Source organism: Mucilaginibacter sp. (assembly GCF_036568825.1).
Classification (GTDB): Bacteria; Bacteroidota; Bacteroidia; order Sphingobacteriales; family Sphingobacteriaceae; genus Mucilaginibacter.
This window is the reverse complement of the sequence record NZ_DATCRU010000020.1, coordinates 42248-58096: the sequence shown is the minus strand read 5'-3', so window position 1 is coordinate 58096 and position 15849 is coordinate 42248. Positions and strand designations below refer to the sequence as shown.

16 protein-coding genes are annotated in these 15849 nt (G+C 40.6%); 7 read left to right on the top strand and 9 right to left on the bottom strand.

Translation table 11 applies throughout. The features are described from left to right. Positions 1–1869, top strand: a 1869-nt coding sequence (locus VIM89_RS04385) for an Nramp family divalent metal transporter (RefSeq protein ID WP_488154915.1), incomplete at its 5' end; no start/stop codon positions are given. Positions 1870–1895: 26 nt separating this feature from the next. Then, positions 1896–2348 carry an SsrA-binding protein SmpB gene (gene smpB, locus VIM89_RS04380; RefSeq protein ID WP_488154914.1) on the top strand — a complete coding sequence of 151 codons (453 nt, stop codon included), beginning with the start codon at positions 1896–1898 and terminating at the stop codon, positions 2346–2348. 215 nt (positions 2349–2563) lie between these two features. Here the strand turns inward: smpB and VIM89_RS04375 are convergent, their stop codons facing one another. After that, entirely contained in the window at positions 2564–3220 is a 657-nt protein-coding gene (locus VIM89_RS04375) for a protein-L-isoaspartate(D-aspartate) O-methyltransferase (RefSeq protein ID WP_488154913.1), read from the bottom strand. 91 nt (positions 3221–3311) lie between these two features. Between VIM89_RS04375 and VIM89_RS04370 the strand changes: the two genes are divergently transcribed. Then, positions 3312–3713 carry a GxxExxY protein gene (locus VIM89_RS04370; RefSeq protein ID WP_488154912.1) on the top strand — a complete coding sequence of 134 codons (402 nt, stop codon included), beginning with the start codon at positions 3312–3314 and terminating at the stop codon, positions 3711–3713. 62 nt (positions 3714–3775) lie between these two features. On the opposite strand, the gene priA is transcribed toward VIM89_RS04370, so the two are convergent. Further along, positions 3776–6262, bottom strand: coding sequence for a replication restart helicase PriA (gene priA / locus VIM89_RS04365; protein WP_488154911.1), 2487 nt, complete (start codon positions 6260–6262; stop codon positions 3776–3778). Between the two features lie 5 nt (positions 6263–6267). Further along, on the bottom strand, positions 6268–6654 hold the full coding sequence (locus tag VIM89_RS04360) for a DUF423 domain-containing protein (protein WP_488154910.1): 387 nt from the start codon (positions 6652–6654) through the stop codon (positions 6268–6270). Positions 6655–6735: 81 nt separating this feature from the next. Here VIM89_RS04360 and VIM89_RS04355 point away from each other — a divergent pair, with 81 nt between their 5' ends. Further along, positions 6736–8325: a hypothetical protein gene (locus tag VIM89_RS04355; RefSeq protein ID WP_488154909.1), complete on the top strand. Its 1590-nt coding sequence runs from the start codon at positions 6736–6738 to the stop codon at positions 8323–8325. 150 nt (positions 8326–8475) lie between these two features. Next, positions 8476–9897 carry a DUF5723 family protein gene (locus tag VIM89_RS04350; RefSeq protein ID WP_488154908.1) on the top strand — a complete coding sequence of 474 codons (1422 nt, stop codon included), beginning with the start codon at positions 8476–8478 and terminating at the stop codon, positions 9895–9897. 6 nt (positions 9898–9903) lie between these two features. Here VIM89_RS04350 and tsaB read toward each other — a convergent pair whose 3' ends face one another. The 4 genes from tsaB to rpmH form a co-directional block, all read right to left on the bottom strand. Next, positions 9904–10587: a tRNA (adenosine(37)-N6)-threonylcarbamoyltransferase complex dimerization subunit type 1 TsaB gene (gene tsaB, locus VIM89_RS04345; RefSeq protein WP_488154907.1), complete on the bottom strand. Its 684-nt coding sequence runs from the start codon at positions 10585–10587 to the stop codon at positions 9904–9906. A gap of 6 nt (positions 10588–10593) precedes the next feature. Beyond that, on the bottom strand, positions 10594–10836 hold the full coding sequence (yidD, locus tag VIM89_RS04340) for a membrane protein insertion efficiency factor YidD (RefSeq protein ID WP_488154906.1): 243 nt from the start codon (positions 10834–10836) through the stop codon (positions 10594–10596). After that, positions 10833–11225 carry a ribonuclease P protein component gene (gene rnpA / locus VIM89_RS04335; protein WP_488154905.1) on the bottom strand — a complete coding sequence of 131 codons (393 nt, stop codon included), beginning with the start codon at positions 11223–11225 and terminating at the stop codon, positions 10833–10835. Before rnpA ends, yidD begins: the two co-directional genes overlap by 4 nt. 70 nt (positions 11226–11295) lie before the next feature. Continuing rightward, positions 11296–11454 (bottom strand): 50S ribosomal protein L34, encoded by a 159-nt coding sequence (gene rpmH, locus VIM89_RS04330; protein WP_302903301.1) that lies wholly within the window; start codon positions 11452–11454, stop codon positions 11296–11298. Between the two features lie 166 nt (positions 11455–11620). Here rpmH and VIM89_RS04325 point away from each other — a divergent pair, with 166 nt between their 5' ends. After that, positions 11621–12499, top strand: a complete 879-nt coding sequence (locus VIM89_RS04325; RefSeq protein ID WP_488154904.1) for a ChaN family lipoprotein — start codon at positions 11621–11623, stop codon at positions 12497–12499. 80 nt (positions 12500–12579) lie between these two features. Here the strand turns inward: VIM89_RS04325 and mscL are convergent, their stop codons facing one another. Further along, complete coding sequence (gene mscL, locus VIM89_RS04320) at positions 12580–12993, bottom strand: large-conductance mechanosensitive channel protein MscL (RefSeq protein ID WP_488154903.1); 414 nt, start codon at positions 12991–12993, stop codon at positions 12580–12582. 186 nt (positions 12994–13179) lie between these two features. Here mscL and rpoN point away from each other — a divergent pair, with 186 nt between their 5' ends. Next, positions 13180–14655 carry an RNA polymerase factor sigma-54 gene (rpoN, locus tag VIM89_RS04315; protein ID WP_488154902.1) on the top strand — a complete coding sequence of 492 codons (1476 nt, stop codon included), beginning with the start codon at positions 13180–13182 and terminating at the stop codon, positions 14653–14655. Between the two features lie 38 nt (positions 14656–14693). On the opposite strand, the gene VIM89_RS04310 is transcribed toward rpoN, so the two are convergent. Next, positions 14694–15710, bottom strand: a complete 1017-nt coding sequence (locus VIM89_RS04310) for a PorP/SprF family type IX secretion system membrane protein (RefSeq protein ID WP_488154901.1) — start codon at positions 15708–15710, stop codon at positions 14694–14696. Positions 15711–15849 lie beyond the last annotated feature (139 nt).

Below are 15849 nucleotides of genomic sequence, written 5' to 3'. Positions count from 1 at the left end.
AATGTACACAGCAGCGTCGCCACAGAAAATAAGATGGGCTGGCGCAAACTACTGGCCTTTTTAGGTCCTGCCTATTTAGTAAGCGTTGGCTACATGGACCCTGGCAACTGGGCAACTGATATTGCAGGCGGTAGCGCCTTCGGTTATAAACTGATATGGGTATTGTTTGTATCTAATCTGATCGCTCTATTATTACAATCTTTAAGTGCCCGCTTGGGTATAGTGCGTGGGCTTGATCTGGCACAGGCTTCCAAAAACACCTACCCTCGCTTTGCCAACTTTTGTTTATACATATTGGCACAAATCGCCATCATAGCTTGTGACTTGGCCGAGATCATTGGTATGGCTATCGGCTTGCAGTTGTTATTTCATTTGCCATTGATTTGGGGCGTTTCACTCACTATTACAGATACCGTGCTGATGCTTTTCCTGATGAACAAGGGCATGCGCAAACTGGAAGCCTTTATTATTGCGATGATATCTATTATCGGGCTATCTTACCTGATCGAAATGTTTATCGTCGGCCCTGACCTCCCCGGCATAGCCAAAGGATTTATTCCTACCAACTTATTTAAAGGCGACAAAGTAAGTCACGAAATGCTCTATATCGCGATCGGGATAATCGGCGCCACGGTAATGCCACATAATTTGTATCTGCATTCGTCTCTAGTGCAAACCCGGCAGATCACAAGGACAGACGAGGGAATTAAATCAGCTATAAAGTTCAATCTGTTTGATACAACTATAGCGCTCAATCTTGCATTCTTTGTCAATGCCGCCATATTAATACTGGCAGCCAGCGCATTTTTCAGGAACGGCTATTTCGAGGTTGCGGAGATTCAGGACGCTTACAAATTATTGGAACATATTTTTGGCGAACTTGCTCCGGTGCTTTTTGCAATTGCTCTTATCGCATCCGGACAAAGCTCTACCATCACCGGCACCCTTGCAGGACAGATCATTATGGAAGGACATATTAACCTTCGTATTGAGCCGTGGTTACGCCGTTTGCTGACACGCCTATTAGCTATCTTACCTGCAGTATTTACCATCGTTTATTTTGGCGAGAGTGGATTAGGCAGCCTCATCATTTTAAGTCAGGTGGTACTCAGTTTACAATTAGGATTTGCCATCGTTCCGTTGATACATTTCACTTCGGATCGTAAACGAATGGGTAAATTTGCCATTAGTACGAAAACTAAAATAGTGGCTTGGGCGTGCGCTGTACTGATCATTGGGCTAAATGGGAAACTGGTTGTAGATCAGCTTAATGATTGGGTAAAGCAATCCCCTTCAGCTGCTGTGTGGATATACGCTCTTGTAATTCCGGTTACGGTTGGCATCGGATTGTTGTTAGTTTATGTATTTCTAAGGCCGATGTTGTTTAAACATCATGATCAACCTTCACAGGTGCCGCATGGTTTGGCTACTACTATTACTGATCTGACTGCAATATCTTATAACCACATTGCCGTCACCATCGACTTTTCTAAAAACGACCGTGATTGTATCCGCCATGCTATTATGCAGGGCCATAAACATGCTAAATACACATTGATACACGTAGTTGAAACGGCGGGTGCACGCTATTATGGCACAGAAGTAATGGACCATGAAACACAGAGCGACGTGGATAACCTCGATATATACGTAGATACACTTAAAGAAAACGGCTATAAAGCCGAAGCACGAATCGGTTATGGTACGGCAGCAAGTGCCATCGCAAAAATTGTAAATGAAGAGAATGTTGACTTTATCGTAATGGGCTCACACGGCCATAAAGCGCTTAAGGATCTTATTTTTGGTACAACGGTAAACTCTGTAAGGCACAAGGTGAACATTCCGGTACTTGTGGTCAAACCACAATAAGCTATATTTGCACAAAAATAGCAGGGATGAGCCAGCAGGATATCTATATAAAAAACAAGAGAGCTTATTTTGAATACACGATACTCGACAAATACACAGCGGGAATAAAACTCCTGGGTACTGAGATCAAATCCATTCGGGATGGTAAAGCTAACCTGAATGATGCTTTCTGTACGTTTATAGATAACCAGCTCTATGTGCGTAACCTGCATATATCTGAATATTCTTACGGTTCATTCTATAACCACGAAGCCAAACGCGACCGCGTCTTATTACTCAACAAAAAAGAGCTTAAGAAACTGCAAACCCGCGGTGAAGAAAAAGGATTGACTATAGTCCCACTTGCTTTATTTATTAATGAACGCGGTTTTGCTAAATTGGAGATTGGCTTAGCGCAAGGTAAAAAGACTTACGATAAGCGCGAAACCATGAAAGAGCGCGATACTAAGATTGAGATGGATAGAGCGATGAAAAGATAGTTGCGTTTAATCTATGTGGATTTTATAAATCATGTCATTTCGACGAACTGGCAGGATATGTGTGGAGTGGCGTGAGGAGAAAACTTTTTCGCCTTGCAAAACGTCAATGCAACTCGTATAAGATTTCTCTTCGCCCAGAGGCGCACTCCTTCACTGCTCATCGAAATGACATCGTTTTTTATAGGGAATACTGCTCCTGCTACTGGTTCTCAATCTTACCAAGCCCTATCCCCCACCAATGGCACAAACCTGAATGTATCCAGCACGTGTCTTTCATAATCATTCTCAGCAGTTTTTAGTATGGTGACCATCTTTTGGGTCTCGGCATCACCTACAGGAATTACCAATATGCCGCCAATTGCCAGCTGCCTTAATAATTCTTCAGGAACCATTGGAGCGCCGGCGGTAACGATGATCTTATCATAAGGTGCATGTTCAGGTATACCCTTTGAGCCATCGCCTAAAAAGAAATTTGGCTTGTAACCCATATATGGCAGAACCTGGATAGTCCGCTCATATAGTTTTTCCTGGCGTTCAATGGTATAAACTTTTGCGCCCAGTTCCACAAGGATGCAAGCCTGGTAGCCTGACCCTGTGCCGATCTCCAACACCTTATCGCCCTTTTTGATATGCAGTAACTGGGTTTGATAAGCAACCGTATAAGGCTGCGAAATAGTCTGCCCCTCACCTATTGGGAAGGCGATATCTTTATAAGCCTGGTTCCAGAAAGTTTCATCAAAAAAGTAATGGCGCTGAACTTTACCTATAGCTTTTAGTACGGATTCATCCTCAATACCCTTCTTTTTTAATATATCAACTAACTGTTTACGGGCGCCTCTCTCGCGGTAATTATCTGTGAACTTGTATGCCATTTATTTGAACACGATTTTTAAGATTCTTTGGATTTACATGATTAAAAATCGCAGCGAAAATTACTAAATTTCTTGGCCAATAATATTAAAAATGGATATAAACGATGTAACTCATAAAATAATTGGTTGTGCTATGCAAGTGCATAATTCATTAGGCAGTGGATTTCAGGAACTTATTTATCAACGAGCGTTGGCGATAGAATTTTCTTTTAACAATCTATCTTTTGAAAGAGAAAAAGAAATGCCAATATTCTACAGGAATGAGCAAATTGGACTAAGACGTATAGATTTCTTTGTCGAAAATTGCATAATGGTTGAGTTAAAGGCAATTGAATTGCTTGAAGCAGTCCATAAAGCGCAGGCTATAAATTACCTGGAAGCCTATAATGTCGCAGATGGCTTGCTCATAAATTTCGGTGGGTTAAGCCTTGAGTTTAAAAGAGTCTATAATAAAAAACTTATCTCACCAAAAGACATCGACACAAAACACTAATCTAAAAATCGATTTTTATCCTGTCAATCTATAAAATCCTGAAAATCGTGTTCAAAATCGTATCAATACGGATCGACATCCGGCTGGATAATACTACCTTTACTCAATTTAGTAGTTTGAAACTGCGTAATAATATCTCTTATCACCGACTTAACACGATTAATAGACACCCCATCTTTTTCAAACTTGAGCATAATAGACTTAATATAATAATTTCGGATACGGCTGATCAGCGGCACTTCAGGGCCGATTACCCTGTCGCCGAAATTTTTGCGAAGCTCAGTCGCCAGGTACTCGGCCTGGTTGTATAAAATATCAGCGTTTTTATGTTTGATATCCAGGTTGATGATACGATAGAATGGCGGATATTTAAAACTCCGGCGTTCTTCCATCTCGGTTAGATAAAGGTCTTTATAATCGTTTTCGATCACCTGCTTAATAACCCTATGATTAGGGTCATACGTCTGGATAACAACCTTACCCTGCTTACCTCTACGTCCTGCACGTCCGCTTACCTGGGCCAGCATCTGGAAACTACGCTCGTTGGCACGGTAGTCAGGGTATTTTAATAAGCTGTCTGCATTGATAATACCGATTACTGTGATATCCGAGAAATCCAATCCTTTTGCTACCATCTGCGTACCTACGAGAATGTCGATCCGTTTTTCTTCCAGATCATTCAGAATATTTTGTAAAGAATTTTTGGAGCGCGTCGTATCTAAATCCATTCGGCTGATACGGGCTTCGGGTAGCAACATAGTAAGCTCATCTTCTACCTTTTCGGTACCAAATCCTTTATATTCCAAATGCGTCGATCCGCACGCTGGGCAAATAGATGGTGCATCTTCTCGATATCCGCAATAATGGCAATGCAACTTCCCGCTGCTTTTGTGGTAGGTCAAACTCACATCGCAATTGATGCATTTAGGGGTGTAAGCGCAAGTCCGGCAGATAAGCAATGGCGCGTACCCCCTGCGATTTTGAAATAGGATAACTTGCTCTTTATTAGACAGCGCCTTTGCCATGTCTTCCATCAATACACTGGTAAAGTGCGATTGCATGGTTTTCTTTTTGGTTTCTTCGGCAATGCTTACTACTTCGGTTTGCGGCAGTTCTACTCCGCCAAATCGTTCCAATAATTCCACCAAACCGTATTTGTGGGTACGGGCGTTATAATACGTTTCAAAAGATGGCGTAGCAGAGCCTAACAACACTTTGCTATCGTAACTATTCGCAAGATAAATAGCTGCATCGCGAGCATTGTAGCGGGGAGCAGGATCGAACTGTTTGTAAGAAGTTTCGTGTTCCTCATCAACAATGATCATTCCCAGATCATCGAAAGGAAGAAAGACAGATGAACGCGCACCCAGCACCACTTTGTATTCGTGGTTCAACACTTTTTGCCAAACCTCTACCCTTTCGTTGTCATTAAACCGGGAGTGATAAACGCCGATACTGCTGCCAAAATATTGCCGCAGGCGTTCGATAATGTGTGTAGTAAGCGCAATTTCAGGCAAAAGGTAAAGCACCTGTCTGCCGGAATTGATCATATCCTCTATCAACCGGATATAGATCTGTGTTTTGCCGGATGAAGTAACTCCATGCAGTAAAACCACATCCTTTTGCTCAAACTGCTCTTTTATCTCAATAAGTGCATTTTGCTGATTCTCGCTCAGTAAAAAATCACTACTGAATTCATCCTCATCAAAATATAAGCGGCTTACATTCTTTTCTTCGGCGATAAATACTTCTTTCTCAATCAAGGCTTTGATACTTCCATCTCCTGCGCCGCTTTCTTCGATCAGTTCATTTTTAGAAATGCCTTTTTGATGACGCGCCAGTTTAATATAAGCCAGTAACGCATCGGCCTGCTTGGGAGCGCGCTTCTCCAGTATCGGGAAGAGCTCCTTTAAATTATCCGGATCGTTATAAATCGGATTGAGCTTTATAAAAGTCTTTTTGCGTGGTTTGTAACGTTCACTCACCTCTTCCGAAATGTTGATGATGTTTTTCTCAAACATCAATTTCAGAATAGGCATTACGGTTTTTTGTCCGAGTAGCTTAGCAATATCACCAACCGTTAGCTCTGACTGTAACTCAAGTGCCTCCACTATCATGAATTCTTTATCGTGCAAAGCAGTTCTGTCGAACTCAAAGCCTTTATTCAAAACAACCTTGGTTTCGCTGGCCAGTTTCAATGCTGATGGCAAAGCGGCATTCATCACCTCACCAACTGTGCACATGTAGTATTCAGCCAGCCATTGCCAGAATTGCAATTGACGCTCTGAAACAACCGGGCGGTCATCCAGTATTTCCATCAAATATTTGGCTTCGTATTTTTCGGGAGCCTGATTGCCTATGGAAGCGATGATAGCTGTGTATAACTTGCTCTTACCGAATTGCACTACCACACGCTTACCTATCGCCACTTCACTATTCAGATGAAAGGGCACGCGATACGTATAGTTCTTCGCTATTGCCAAAGGTAAAATCACCTCGACAAAAAGCGTCTCCCTATCGGTATGTTGTACTTCGGCAAATTCGAGCATTATAATTACTTATTTCTGTAGGCAGCTAATCCCATAGCGATCCATCCTCCAATAAACATCAGACCACCAAGCGGTGTAACCGGTCCCATTGCAATTATCCAACTCCAACCCAATAATTCGCGGCATGCCAATAAATATATCGAACCGGAAAAGCAGATAATACCAAAAGTAAATAGATAATAGGCCCAATTAGTTAAGCGGTTCTCTTCTTTGGCAAAAATCGACAGGAACAACAGTGCAAATACATGATAAAACTGGTATTGCACGCCGGTATGCCATATTTCTAATTGCGACGCTGATAAATATTGCTTTAATCCGTGGGCTGCAAAAGCACCTGAGATCACCGCCAGTAAACCAAATATCGAAGCGGTAATAATAATTCGTCTGTTCATGTAGATATAAAGTGCTAAGTTACCAATTGAAAGTATTACTTTACGGCTATAGGGTAAAAATCTACCTTTGTAATACATAACATGAAACGACTCATATTTATCACCATCATATTGCTGATAGCTACTGTACTGGTGACGGTCGTATATTTTAAAAACCTAAACGGTACTTCACAGCAAGCCACACAGGTGTTACGCAGTATTCCTAATGACGCCTCGCTAATACTTGAGTTTAATAATGAAAAAAGTCTCTATGATATTTTTTCCGGTAATAAGCTTTTTGAAAATATTATTGGCGAAGACAAAATGGCCGAGTTTGCTGCTCTTAAAAAACGGGTCCTTCAAAACCCTGTAATAGAGCCGCATTTAAATGGGCAAAACTTGTATGTATCGCTGCATCCTCAAAAAGGTGATAATGTAGATTTTCTGATCACGATGTCAATCCCAAAAGGCTTTGAACCTCAACTATTTGATGAGTTATCCAAGCAAAAGAAAAATGGTTTGGTACTTAATACATTTAATATTGGCGAAAAACAAGGATATGTTATTTACCTGAGCGATATTAAAAGACGGTTTTATCTGATTGATAAAGACGACCAAACGCTTTCAGGAAGTTTCTCAAAAGAATTGATAGAATCCTGTGCCAAATATGATTATCAAAAAGAGAAGCAGGCATTTGTGTTACTATCTGACCGTCAGAGCTCTAACTCACTGGCAAACCTGTATATCAATTATGAGGCTCTTTCGCCACTATTTGGGCAATTATTCGTCAATCAAAATACTGACCTTTTTAAAAGTTTCAGGCAAATGCCTGCATTCGCCGCATTAAGCCTCAATTACAAAAATGATGCGTTGATGTTCAACGGTATAACAAAAATACAAGACAATCCGGATGACAGTTATCTTGGCATTTTCAGCTACCAAAAGCCCGTTAATACTAATTTAAAGGATATTTTCCCTTCAACAACTGCTTATTCAACCAGCTTTGCTTTATCTGATCCGGAGAAATTTGAATCGGATCTGGCCGACTGGCAATCGAAAAATGATTTGAAAAATGAAAGGTCAACTCTTATCAGCAAAATAAAAAAGGAAACCGGCGTCGGACTGAAAAAAGAGTTCACGCAACTGCTTGGCACTGAGTTTGCGGAAGTTACAACTCGTTTCCATGAGAAAATTGCGCTCATAGAAGTGAAAGACGGTTCGCGGATGCGAACACTGTTAAACAATGTCAGTCAGATGTATGATGATAATATAGGGCTGTTAAATTATGAAAAGTTACCCCAGTTATTATTGGGCGATGCATTCAGTGTTTTTAAAAGGCCTTATTTTAAAATATTTGACAATTACCTGGTGCTGACAAATAGTATTTCAGAAATGAAAAGCTATGATGACAGTTATAATAACCGGAAGTTTATGAATAAGATGGACGGGTATAGCAAATTTGATGTTTTATTAACTGAACGAAGCAACATATCATTCTTTATCCACTTTAAAAACGCTCAGCAATTATTTAAGCAGGATATGAAACCAGAGTTCTATGATGCTTTTGTCAACATGATGCCGGGATGGAAAAATTTCTATGCTGCTGCATGGCAGTTTACTTCATCCGATAAGAATTATTATACAAATTTTTGTATGCGTTTAAGCAATGATAGTACAACTGTAAATGAATAATTTAAAAAAAATGTTCGCTTAGAGCATAACTATCGCCTTTAAAAATTCGTTTAAGGCACTTAACTGTTAACAATAATTTGATTAGAAACTAAAACTTTAAAAGATTATATTTAATAGTTTAACTTTTACACGAAGCCCCTTATTACTTTAATGAAGAAGATTTTACTTATTTCTTGTTTCTTACTTATAGCAGTTAAGGGCTTTTCACAACAATTTTCGTTGTATAATACCGGTACCTTATACGATTCATTTGAGAACCCTTCACAACGAACAGTTATTCCCGATACCAGCAGAAAATGGGCCTCTAACTTCCTTATTCCCAATTTTGACGGCAATTTCTTACTGAAAGGCAATGCGCAATCAACTTTATTGAGCAGGGCATTCAATTCGACATATGATAACTCAGCGCTACAGATTGGTAGCGGCTCTATAAACAGGGTAAATGCCAATGCATCTGTCTATGAGCTGATGGTTAAAATGTTTGCCAACTTAAACGGCTATGAAGAATTAGGCTTATTTTTAGAAACAAAATCTGAAGGCAGAGGCGCTTTTACGGACGAAACGATCGGTCTTTTTAACGGACCTTCCGCATTCCCCAACAATATTTACGACAACGTTCTTAACGATCATTTTTATAACCAGATATACAATAGTCTTGGTTTTACTTACCGTGAGAAAATAAGCAACCAGGTTGCTGTCGGTTTCAAAGTAGGCTTTTTGATGGGTATTGATTATACCAAACTGGATATTTACGAATCACACCTGAGCTTTGACAGGTTAGGTGATGCTGCAACAATTTCGCTTCGCGGAAAATATCAATATAGTAAAGGTCCCGGCAGTTTTGACAAAAGCAGTTTCTTCCCTACATCACGCAGTCCTGGTTTACAGTTCACAGCAGGATTATCTTATACCACTGATGAAAACATTACTTTCCAGGGAAATATCAAGGACCTCGGATTTATACACTGGTATAGCAATTCTACTATAAGTAATTTTGATAATACAACCACTATAAACGGGCTGTCATCGACCAAGCGCGAAAGGAATATATATGGTTCTATTTATGACCTGATCAAATCAGGCTATCAAAACACCTCTTTCAACTCATCCACAGATGGCCGTGCCGAACTGAGCGCTACAAAGACATATAGTATTAGTGATGACAATACGTTTAAATATATCCCAACACTGATTGCATCAAAAGACCTGTTTTATGATGGTTTTGCCGGAGCAATGGTTAACCGGTTTCAATATAAAAGCTTAAATGGCAGCATCATGGCCTCATATGATAATTTAAACCTGTTTAATGTTGGTTTGCAGTTTATGTATAAGCCCAACAATATGGAGGTTTTTATTGGCAGCGACAGGCTTTTGAGTACTGTGACTTTTGCAGGCTCTACCGGTAAGGGATCAACCTATACTAATGGCTCCTACACTGGTGCTGATATTTATTTTGGTTTCGCTATAAAATTCGGTCCTGTAGTTGAGCACCCATTAAATGCCAATACCATTCCTGATGGCAACAAAGGTTTCCTTGCCCGCTTGTGGAACAGGATATTTAAAGCGTACTAATAAAATCTAAACAGATTTTTTTCCTGCGATAAAATCTTTCAGGTAATAGGGTTCAAAGTAGGCCGTATCTTCAAAAGCTTTGCTATTGAATTTCTCAGTAGCCTTTTTGGTAAGATGACGTGCGGAGTTTTGAAAATCGGGGATGATCTGAGCATGCGGGTTTACACCTAATACTGCGTTGCATTTTGCTGCTCCATCGCCAAAGAATATCATTTTATTGGTTTTAAGCAGATCTGAGAAGCTATCCTGGTCAATTATCTCTGCCGAGGTTGGTTTTACCCTGTTGCCTTTTGCGTCAAACACAGCGGTAAATACTTCCATCCTGCGTGCGTCGATCATTGGGCAAAATAGTACATCTTGTTCAATGGCATCAGCAATCATTCCATCCGTCATAGCTTCCAGTGTTTCAACTGCAATAAATGGAATATCCAGCGAATAGCATAAGCCCTTGGTAACTGAAATGCCGATCCGCAAGCCGGTATACGAACCTGGCCCGCAGCTTACTGCAACAGCGCTCAGTTCACTGTATTGTTTGCCTGTGGTTTTCAAAACCTCATCAATAAACAAGGTGATCACTTCAGCATGAACATTTCGTTGTTGTATTTCCTTGCTGGCAAGCACATTTCCGTTCTCTGAGAGTGCTACTGAGCATACGGTGGTAGCGGTTTCTATTTGTAATATCAGGCTCATAGCGTTTTATGGTACGGGGTCGTGGCCATGCCCTCCCCATGGGTTGCAACTGGCAATGCGTTTTAAAGTTAACCAGCCGCCTTTGAAGGCTCCGTATTTTTTTATGGCTTCAACACCGTATTGCGAACAAGTTGGTGTGTAACGGCAAGCGGCCCCGGTAAGCGGCGAGATAAAGTATTGATATATCCTGATCAGGATAACAAAAAAGCTACCTATTATCTTTTTTAATATATCAACTACCATCTTCATTTGGTCACTTGCTCCGAAAGCTGTGATAACATCTTCAGCATCTTTTTTTCAATAAAATCATACGGGGCTATTTCCTTCCCGATAAAGCCAATTGAAAAAACAATGCTTTTGCCAGCATCGCTCAGTAATGAATATAAAAATTGTTGTTTGTTCAGGCGGTAAGCTTCGCGCAGGCGTCGCTTTATCAGGTTACGGTCGACTGCCTTTTTATATCTTTTCTTAGATACTGAAAATAAAACCTGCGCCGGAAACGGCTGCGGATCAGCAGTTAAGGTCCACGAAACCTTAAAAGGATAACATAAAAAAGAAGAACCGTTATGATAAAGCTGATCGATCAGCCTCTTATTACATAAACGTTCTTCTTTTGTAAAAGTATATGTTTTGCTCATAGTCAGAACCGCAATTGTAAAAACAGCCGGCCCCCACCCCCATATGGAGGAATAAGCAATTTAGTCTGAATTATGCTTTGTGGCTGCGTTCGTCAGAAACTGTTAATTTCTTTCTGCCTTTGGCTCTTCTAGCTGCTAATACTCTTCTGCCGTTAGCAGTTGCCATGCGCTCACGGAAACCGTGTTTATTTCTTCTTTTTCTTTGAGAAGGCTGGAACGTTCTTTTCATTGTATTTTTATTCTATTCGCTTTTAAAAACAAGAGTGCAAATGTAGCGTATTTTTTAAACTTATCAAATACAAATTACTTATTTGTTAAATACTTATTTTGCAGGCGAATCGAGGGCACAATTTAACCATATACAGTGTTATTTCCTTAGATTTACTCGTATTGTTATGAAGATCAGCATTATCTTATCGCTCTTATTCCTACCCTTGTTTGTCTTCTGCCAGGAGGATTTTTCCCGTCATTACAAAATTTATGATACACGGAACCAGAAAGTGATATCTGTTGATGATATCATCAGCGACATGAATAATGCCGACGTGCTCTTTTTCGGCGAAGAACATAATGATTCAACCTGCCATGTTCTCGAGCTGACCTTATTTACTAAACTGGCGGAAAAGTATCCAGGCAAAACAGCACTTTCTATGGAGATGTTCGAAACCGACTGCCAGAATGTGTTAAACGAATACCTTGAAGGATTGATCCGCGAAAAGAATTTTATAGCCGAGGCGCGGGCATGGCACAACTATAAAGACTACCGTCCGTTAATCGAATTGGCAAAAGCACAGCAAATCCCTGTTATCGCAGCAAATGCCCCTGCACGTTATGTGAATATGGTGAACCGCATGGGATTGACCAGTTTATCTAAACTGAATAAAAGTGCAAAAGCCTGGCTTCCTCACCTGCCAATAGATACCGCGACCGGTTCTTATTACAAAAAATTTGTCCAGACGATGGGCGGCCATGCCAATATGGGCGACATGCAATTATATCAGGCGCAAAGTTTGTGGGATGTAACTATGGGATGGTCAATAGCTCAGTTTGTAAAGAAACACCGGGATTATAAAATATTGCAAATGAACGGAGGCTTCCACAGCGAAGAAAAATTGGGAGCGGCGGCACAATTGAAAAAGTATTCATCAAAAACAAGTATCCTGAATATAGCCTGTTTTTCGGATGAGCAGTTTGATAACCCGGATTGGAATAAGTTCAGTAAAGACAACGACTACATCATACTGACTGACCCTAAACTTCCTAAAACTTATTAGTCAGCACAAATAAAACACCCCTGACCGGCATATTGCTGATCAGGGTATTAATTTCTCGTTTCAATAGTTAAAGACTAATATTATTTGCCTTTTGCTAACAAATCTCTGATCTCAGTCAGTAAAACTTCTTCTTTGGTTGGCCCCGGATCTGGAGTAGGCTCAGGAACAGGTTCCGGTTTCTTAAGCGAATTAATAGCTTTCACTATCATAAAGATACAGAAGGCAATGATCAGGAATTCAATCAGGGTATTGATGAAATTACCATAGTTGATGGAAACATCAGCTATCTTCTTGGTCGGGTCGCCCTCTTTGATCATGATCTTCAGATTTTTGAAATCAATACCACCGGTGAGGTAGCCGATGGGCGGCATTATGATGTCATTTACAAGGGAAGTAACGATCTTCCCGAAGGCAGCACCGATGATGACACCGACAGCAAGATCGACTACATTGCCGCGCATTGCGAACTCTTTAAACTCTTTTACAATAGCCATAGCAAAAAAGGATTTAGTGAATGGAGTGGTTAGTTAATTAAAGATATTAAAATATTCAATTACAAAAAATAATATTACCGCAGCAAGGTAAACACTTATAACCGAATTACGTTAAAGGGGTGTAATCTTAATCAAAAAGTTAACTTTTTAGTTAACATTAATTGATGTATTTTTGGCGGTCTAAATATGCTAAAACAGAATCTTCAACAGAAACTTTTACAAAAGCTCTCTCCGCAGCAGATACAGTTTATAAAGCTGTTGCAGGTGCCTACAGTATCGCTTGATACACGTATTAAGGAGGAGCTGGAGGAAAATCCCGCGCTTGAAGATATTAGTTTAACTAACCTGAATGAGCCCGAAGAACAGTATCCTGACCGCGATCCGGAAGAGGATTCCTACAACAACGATGAAAATGAAGGGCCGGCAGATGAGTTCAATATCGACGACTATTTACAGGAAGATAACCTGAATGAATATGGCTCGCGCTATGATCAAAATGGTGATGACGAGGATGACCGCAAAGAAATCCCTATAGCCGTACAAAGCTCTTTTTTTGAAAATTTACAGGCCCAGCTTGACTTGCTTCCTTTATCTGACAAAGATTTCAGGATAGGTCAGCAAATTATAGGCAGCCTGGATGATGATGGCTACCTGCGCCGTTCTACCACTTCACTTACAGATGACCTTGCTTTCTCTCAAAACATCTTTGCTGAAGATGAAGAGGTTGAGGAAATGCTGAAAATCATACAAAGCTTTGACCCTCCGGGTGTAGGCGCACGCAGCTTACAGGAATGTTTGCTGATTCAGCTGAAAAGAAAAGAAAACGGTGACCCGATAGTTAGAAAAGCTATCCAGGTAGTTGAAAATTATTTAGAGGAATTTACCCGGAAGCATTACGATAAGCTGGAGAAATCTCTTAATATGAGCTCCGTTGAGCTGAGGGGTGTAATCAACGAAATATTAAAACTGAATCCCAAGCCTGGTGATTCCAGCGAGGTTAATACCAAACAGTTACAGGTAATACCAGATTTTCACATCACTAACAATGACGGCACACTGGTGTTGACCTTAAATGCCAAAAATGCGCCAGAGCTTCGTGTAAGTCGCTCGTATCAGGAAATGTTTGAGCATTATGATAAGGCGTCTCAACGGGATAAAAAACTGAAAGAAGCAGTTCAGTTTGTAAAACAAAAGCTCGATTCGGCAAAATGGTTTATTGATGCTATAAAACAGCGTCAGCAAACATTGCTTAAAACCATGAATGCCATTATGCAATATCAGTATGAGTTTTTCCTGACAGGTGATGAAAAGAACCTGAAGCCAATGATCCTGAAAGATATTGCCGACAGGATTGGTATGGATATCTCGACGGTGTCACGTGTAGCCAACTCAAAATATGTACAAACCGAACATGGCACTTACCTGCTGAAATCATTCTTCTCAGAAGCTATCCAAACCGAAAGCGGCGAAGAAGTATCAAACAAAGAAGTGAAAAAGATACTGGAAGAGCATATCGGCAAAGAAGATAAGCGTCATCCATTAGCTGATGAAAAACTGACCGAGATTTTGAAAGACGCCGGTTACAATATTGCCCGCCGTACAGTTGCCAAGTATCGCGAACAGATGAATATCCCTGTGGCACGGTTAAGAAAGGAATTGTAACCTACCCTGATTCCTTAGATTCTCCATTAATATTAATATTACCATCCGCGACGCGGCGACACCACCCTATCCTGGTTATTCAGCATCAGGCCGATTACTATCTCGTGCGTGCCATTGCTTACTGTGCGCAAAGCTGAGGTAGTATAGTCATAAGAATAGCTGATATTGATAAGCGAACTGATATTAAGGCCCAAAAGTCCGGCAACTGAATCCTGGTTCCGGTAGGCTGCCCCTATCCAGAACCGGTCTTTGAATGCCAGCTTCATGTTTACATCAAAGGCAACAGGCTCAGGTTGTATAATTTTCAGCAAAGCGGATGGCATCAGTGTCATATCGTCTGATAGGTACACTTTATAGCCTGCGGTCACAAAATATTGTGGGACTGTTTTACTTTTATTGTAATTGTTGTTGGTCGTTGTAAAATATTGATTCTGGGACAACAGCTGTTGAGCCGAAACTCCGAAATAATAATCTGCGGAATATCCCCATATGCCTATACTTAGGTCGGGCTTCCATTGGCTATTGTTCCCATTAGTGATCGCCGGATCATTCGGATTCTCGAGTAATAGCTGGGATGTATTCAAGCTGATATGATTGAGCCCGGCAGCAACGCCTAACGATAAATTAAAATTACTTGCCAGCCCCATATGATAGGCATAAGTTGCGTCGATATTGGTAGTGCCTATCGGCCCGGCCTGATCGGATACCATCATAAAACCCAATCCATGATGCGGCTCAGCAGCTTCATAATTTTGACTATATAAACGACTATAAGGATTTGCTTCGTTACCCGGCGACATGGAAGCTGCATCACCCTGCACAAAATCAGATCCGAATGGTGCGCTAACGGTCAGGTAACTTGTTACCGGGGCTCCCTGAAGACCTGTCCATTGACTACGATAGCCCGCTTTCAGATCAATATAATTTTCGATACCGGTTACAGCAGGGTTCAGTAATAAATTATTAAATACATATTGCGTGTATTGCGGCTTTTGCTGCGCATTACTTATCTGGAAGAATAAGATTAAAATAAGCGAGTGTAAAAGTTTCTTCATCCTGGAGGGCAATACTACACTTCCTAAACAGAGTTCAATAAGGTTTAATATGAATAAGAAATAATCACTTATTCTTTTCAAATAAACAAAATAAAAATCAGAAATGATATAGAAAATGTACGCCCTGTCGTTTGAGAAG

Excerpts from the sequence above, each read along its gene's own strand:
- smpB (WP_488154914.1), top strand. The coding sequence starts at position 1,896 with ATGAGCCAGCAGGATATCTATATAAAAAACAAGAGAGCTTATTTTGAA.
- VIM89_RS04375 (WP_488154913.1), bottom strand. The coding sequence starts at position 3,220 with ATGGCATACAAGTTCACAGATAATTACCGCGAGAGAGGCGCCCGTAAA.
- VIM89_RS04370 (WP_488154912.1), top strand. The coding sequence starts at position 3,312 with ATGGATATAAACGATGTAACTCATAAAATAATTGGTTGTGCTATGCAA.
- priA (WP_488154911.1), bottom strand. The coding sequence starts at position 6,262 with ATGCTCGAATTTGCCGAAGTACAACATACCGATAGGGAGACGCTTTTT.
- VIM89_RS04360 (WP_488154910.1), bottom strand. The coding sequence starts at position 6,654 with ATGAACAGACGAATTATTATTACCGCTTCGATATTTGGTTTACTGGCG.
- VIM89_RS04355 (WP_488154909.1), top strand. The coding sequence starts at position 6,736 with ATGAAACGACTCATATTTATCACCATCATATTGCTGATAGCTACTGTA.
- VIM89_RS04350 (WP_488154908.1), top strand. The coding sequence starts at position 8,476 with ATGAAGAAGATTTTACTTATTTCTTGTTTCTTACTTATAGCAGTTAAG.
- tsaB (WP_488154907.1), bottom strand. The coding sequence starts at position 10,587 with ATGAGCCTGATATTACAAATAGAAACCGCTACCACCGTATGCTCAGTA.
- yidD (WP_488154906.1), bottom strand. The coding sequence starts at position 10,836 with ATGAAGATGGTAGTTGATATATTAAAAAAGATAATAGGTAGCTTTTTT.
- rnpA (WP_488154905.1), bottom strand. The coding sequence starts at position 11,225 with ATGAGCAAAACATATACTTTTACAAAAGAAGAACGTTTATGTAATAAG.
- rpmH (WP_302903301.1), bottom strand. The coding sequence starts at position 11,454 with ATGAAAAGAACGTTCCAGCCTTCTCAAAGAAAAAGAAGAAATAAACAC.
- VIM89_RS04325 (WP_488154904.1), top strand. The coding sequence starts at position 11,621 with ATGAAGATCAGCATTATCTTATCGCTCTTATTCCTACCCTTGTTTGTC.
- mscL (WP_488154903.1), bottom strand. The coding sequence starts at position 12,993 with ATGGCTATTGTAAAAGAGTTTAAAGAGTTCGCAATGCGCGGCAATGTA.
- rpoN (WP_488154902.1), top strand. The coding sequence starts at position 13,180 with ATGCTAAAACAGAATCTTCAACAGAAACTTTTACAAAAGCTCTCTCCG.
- VIM89_RS04310 (WP_488154901.1), bottom strand. The coding sequence starts at position 15,710 with ATGAAGAAACTTTTACACTCGCTTATTTTAATCTTATTCTTCCAGATA.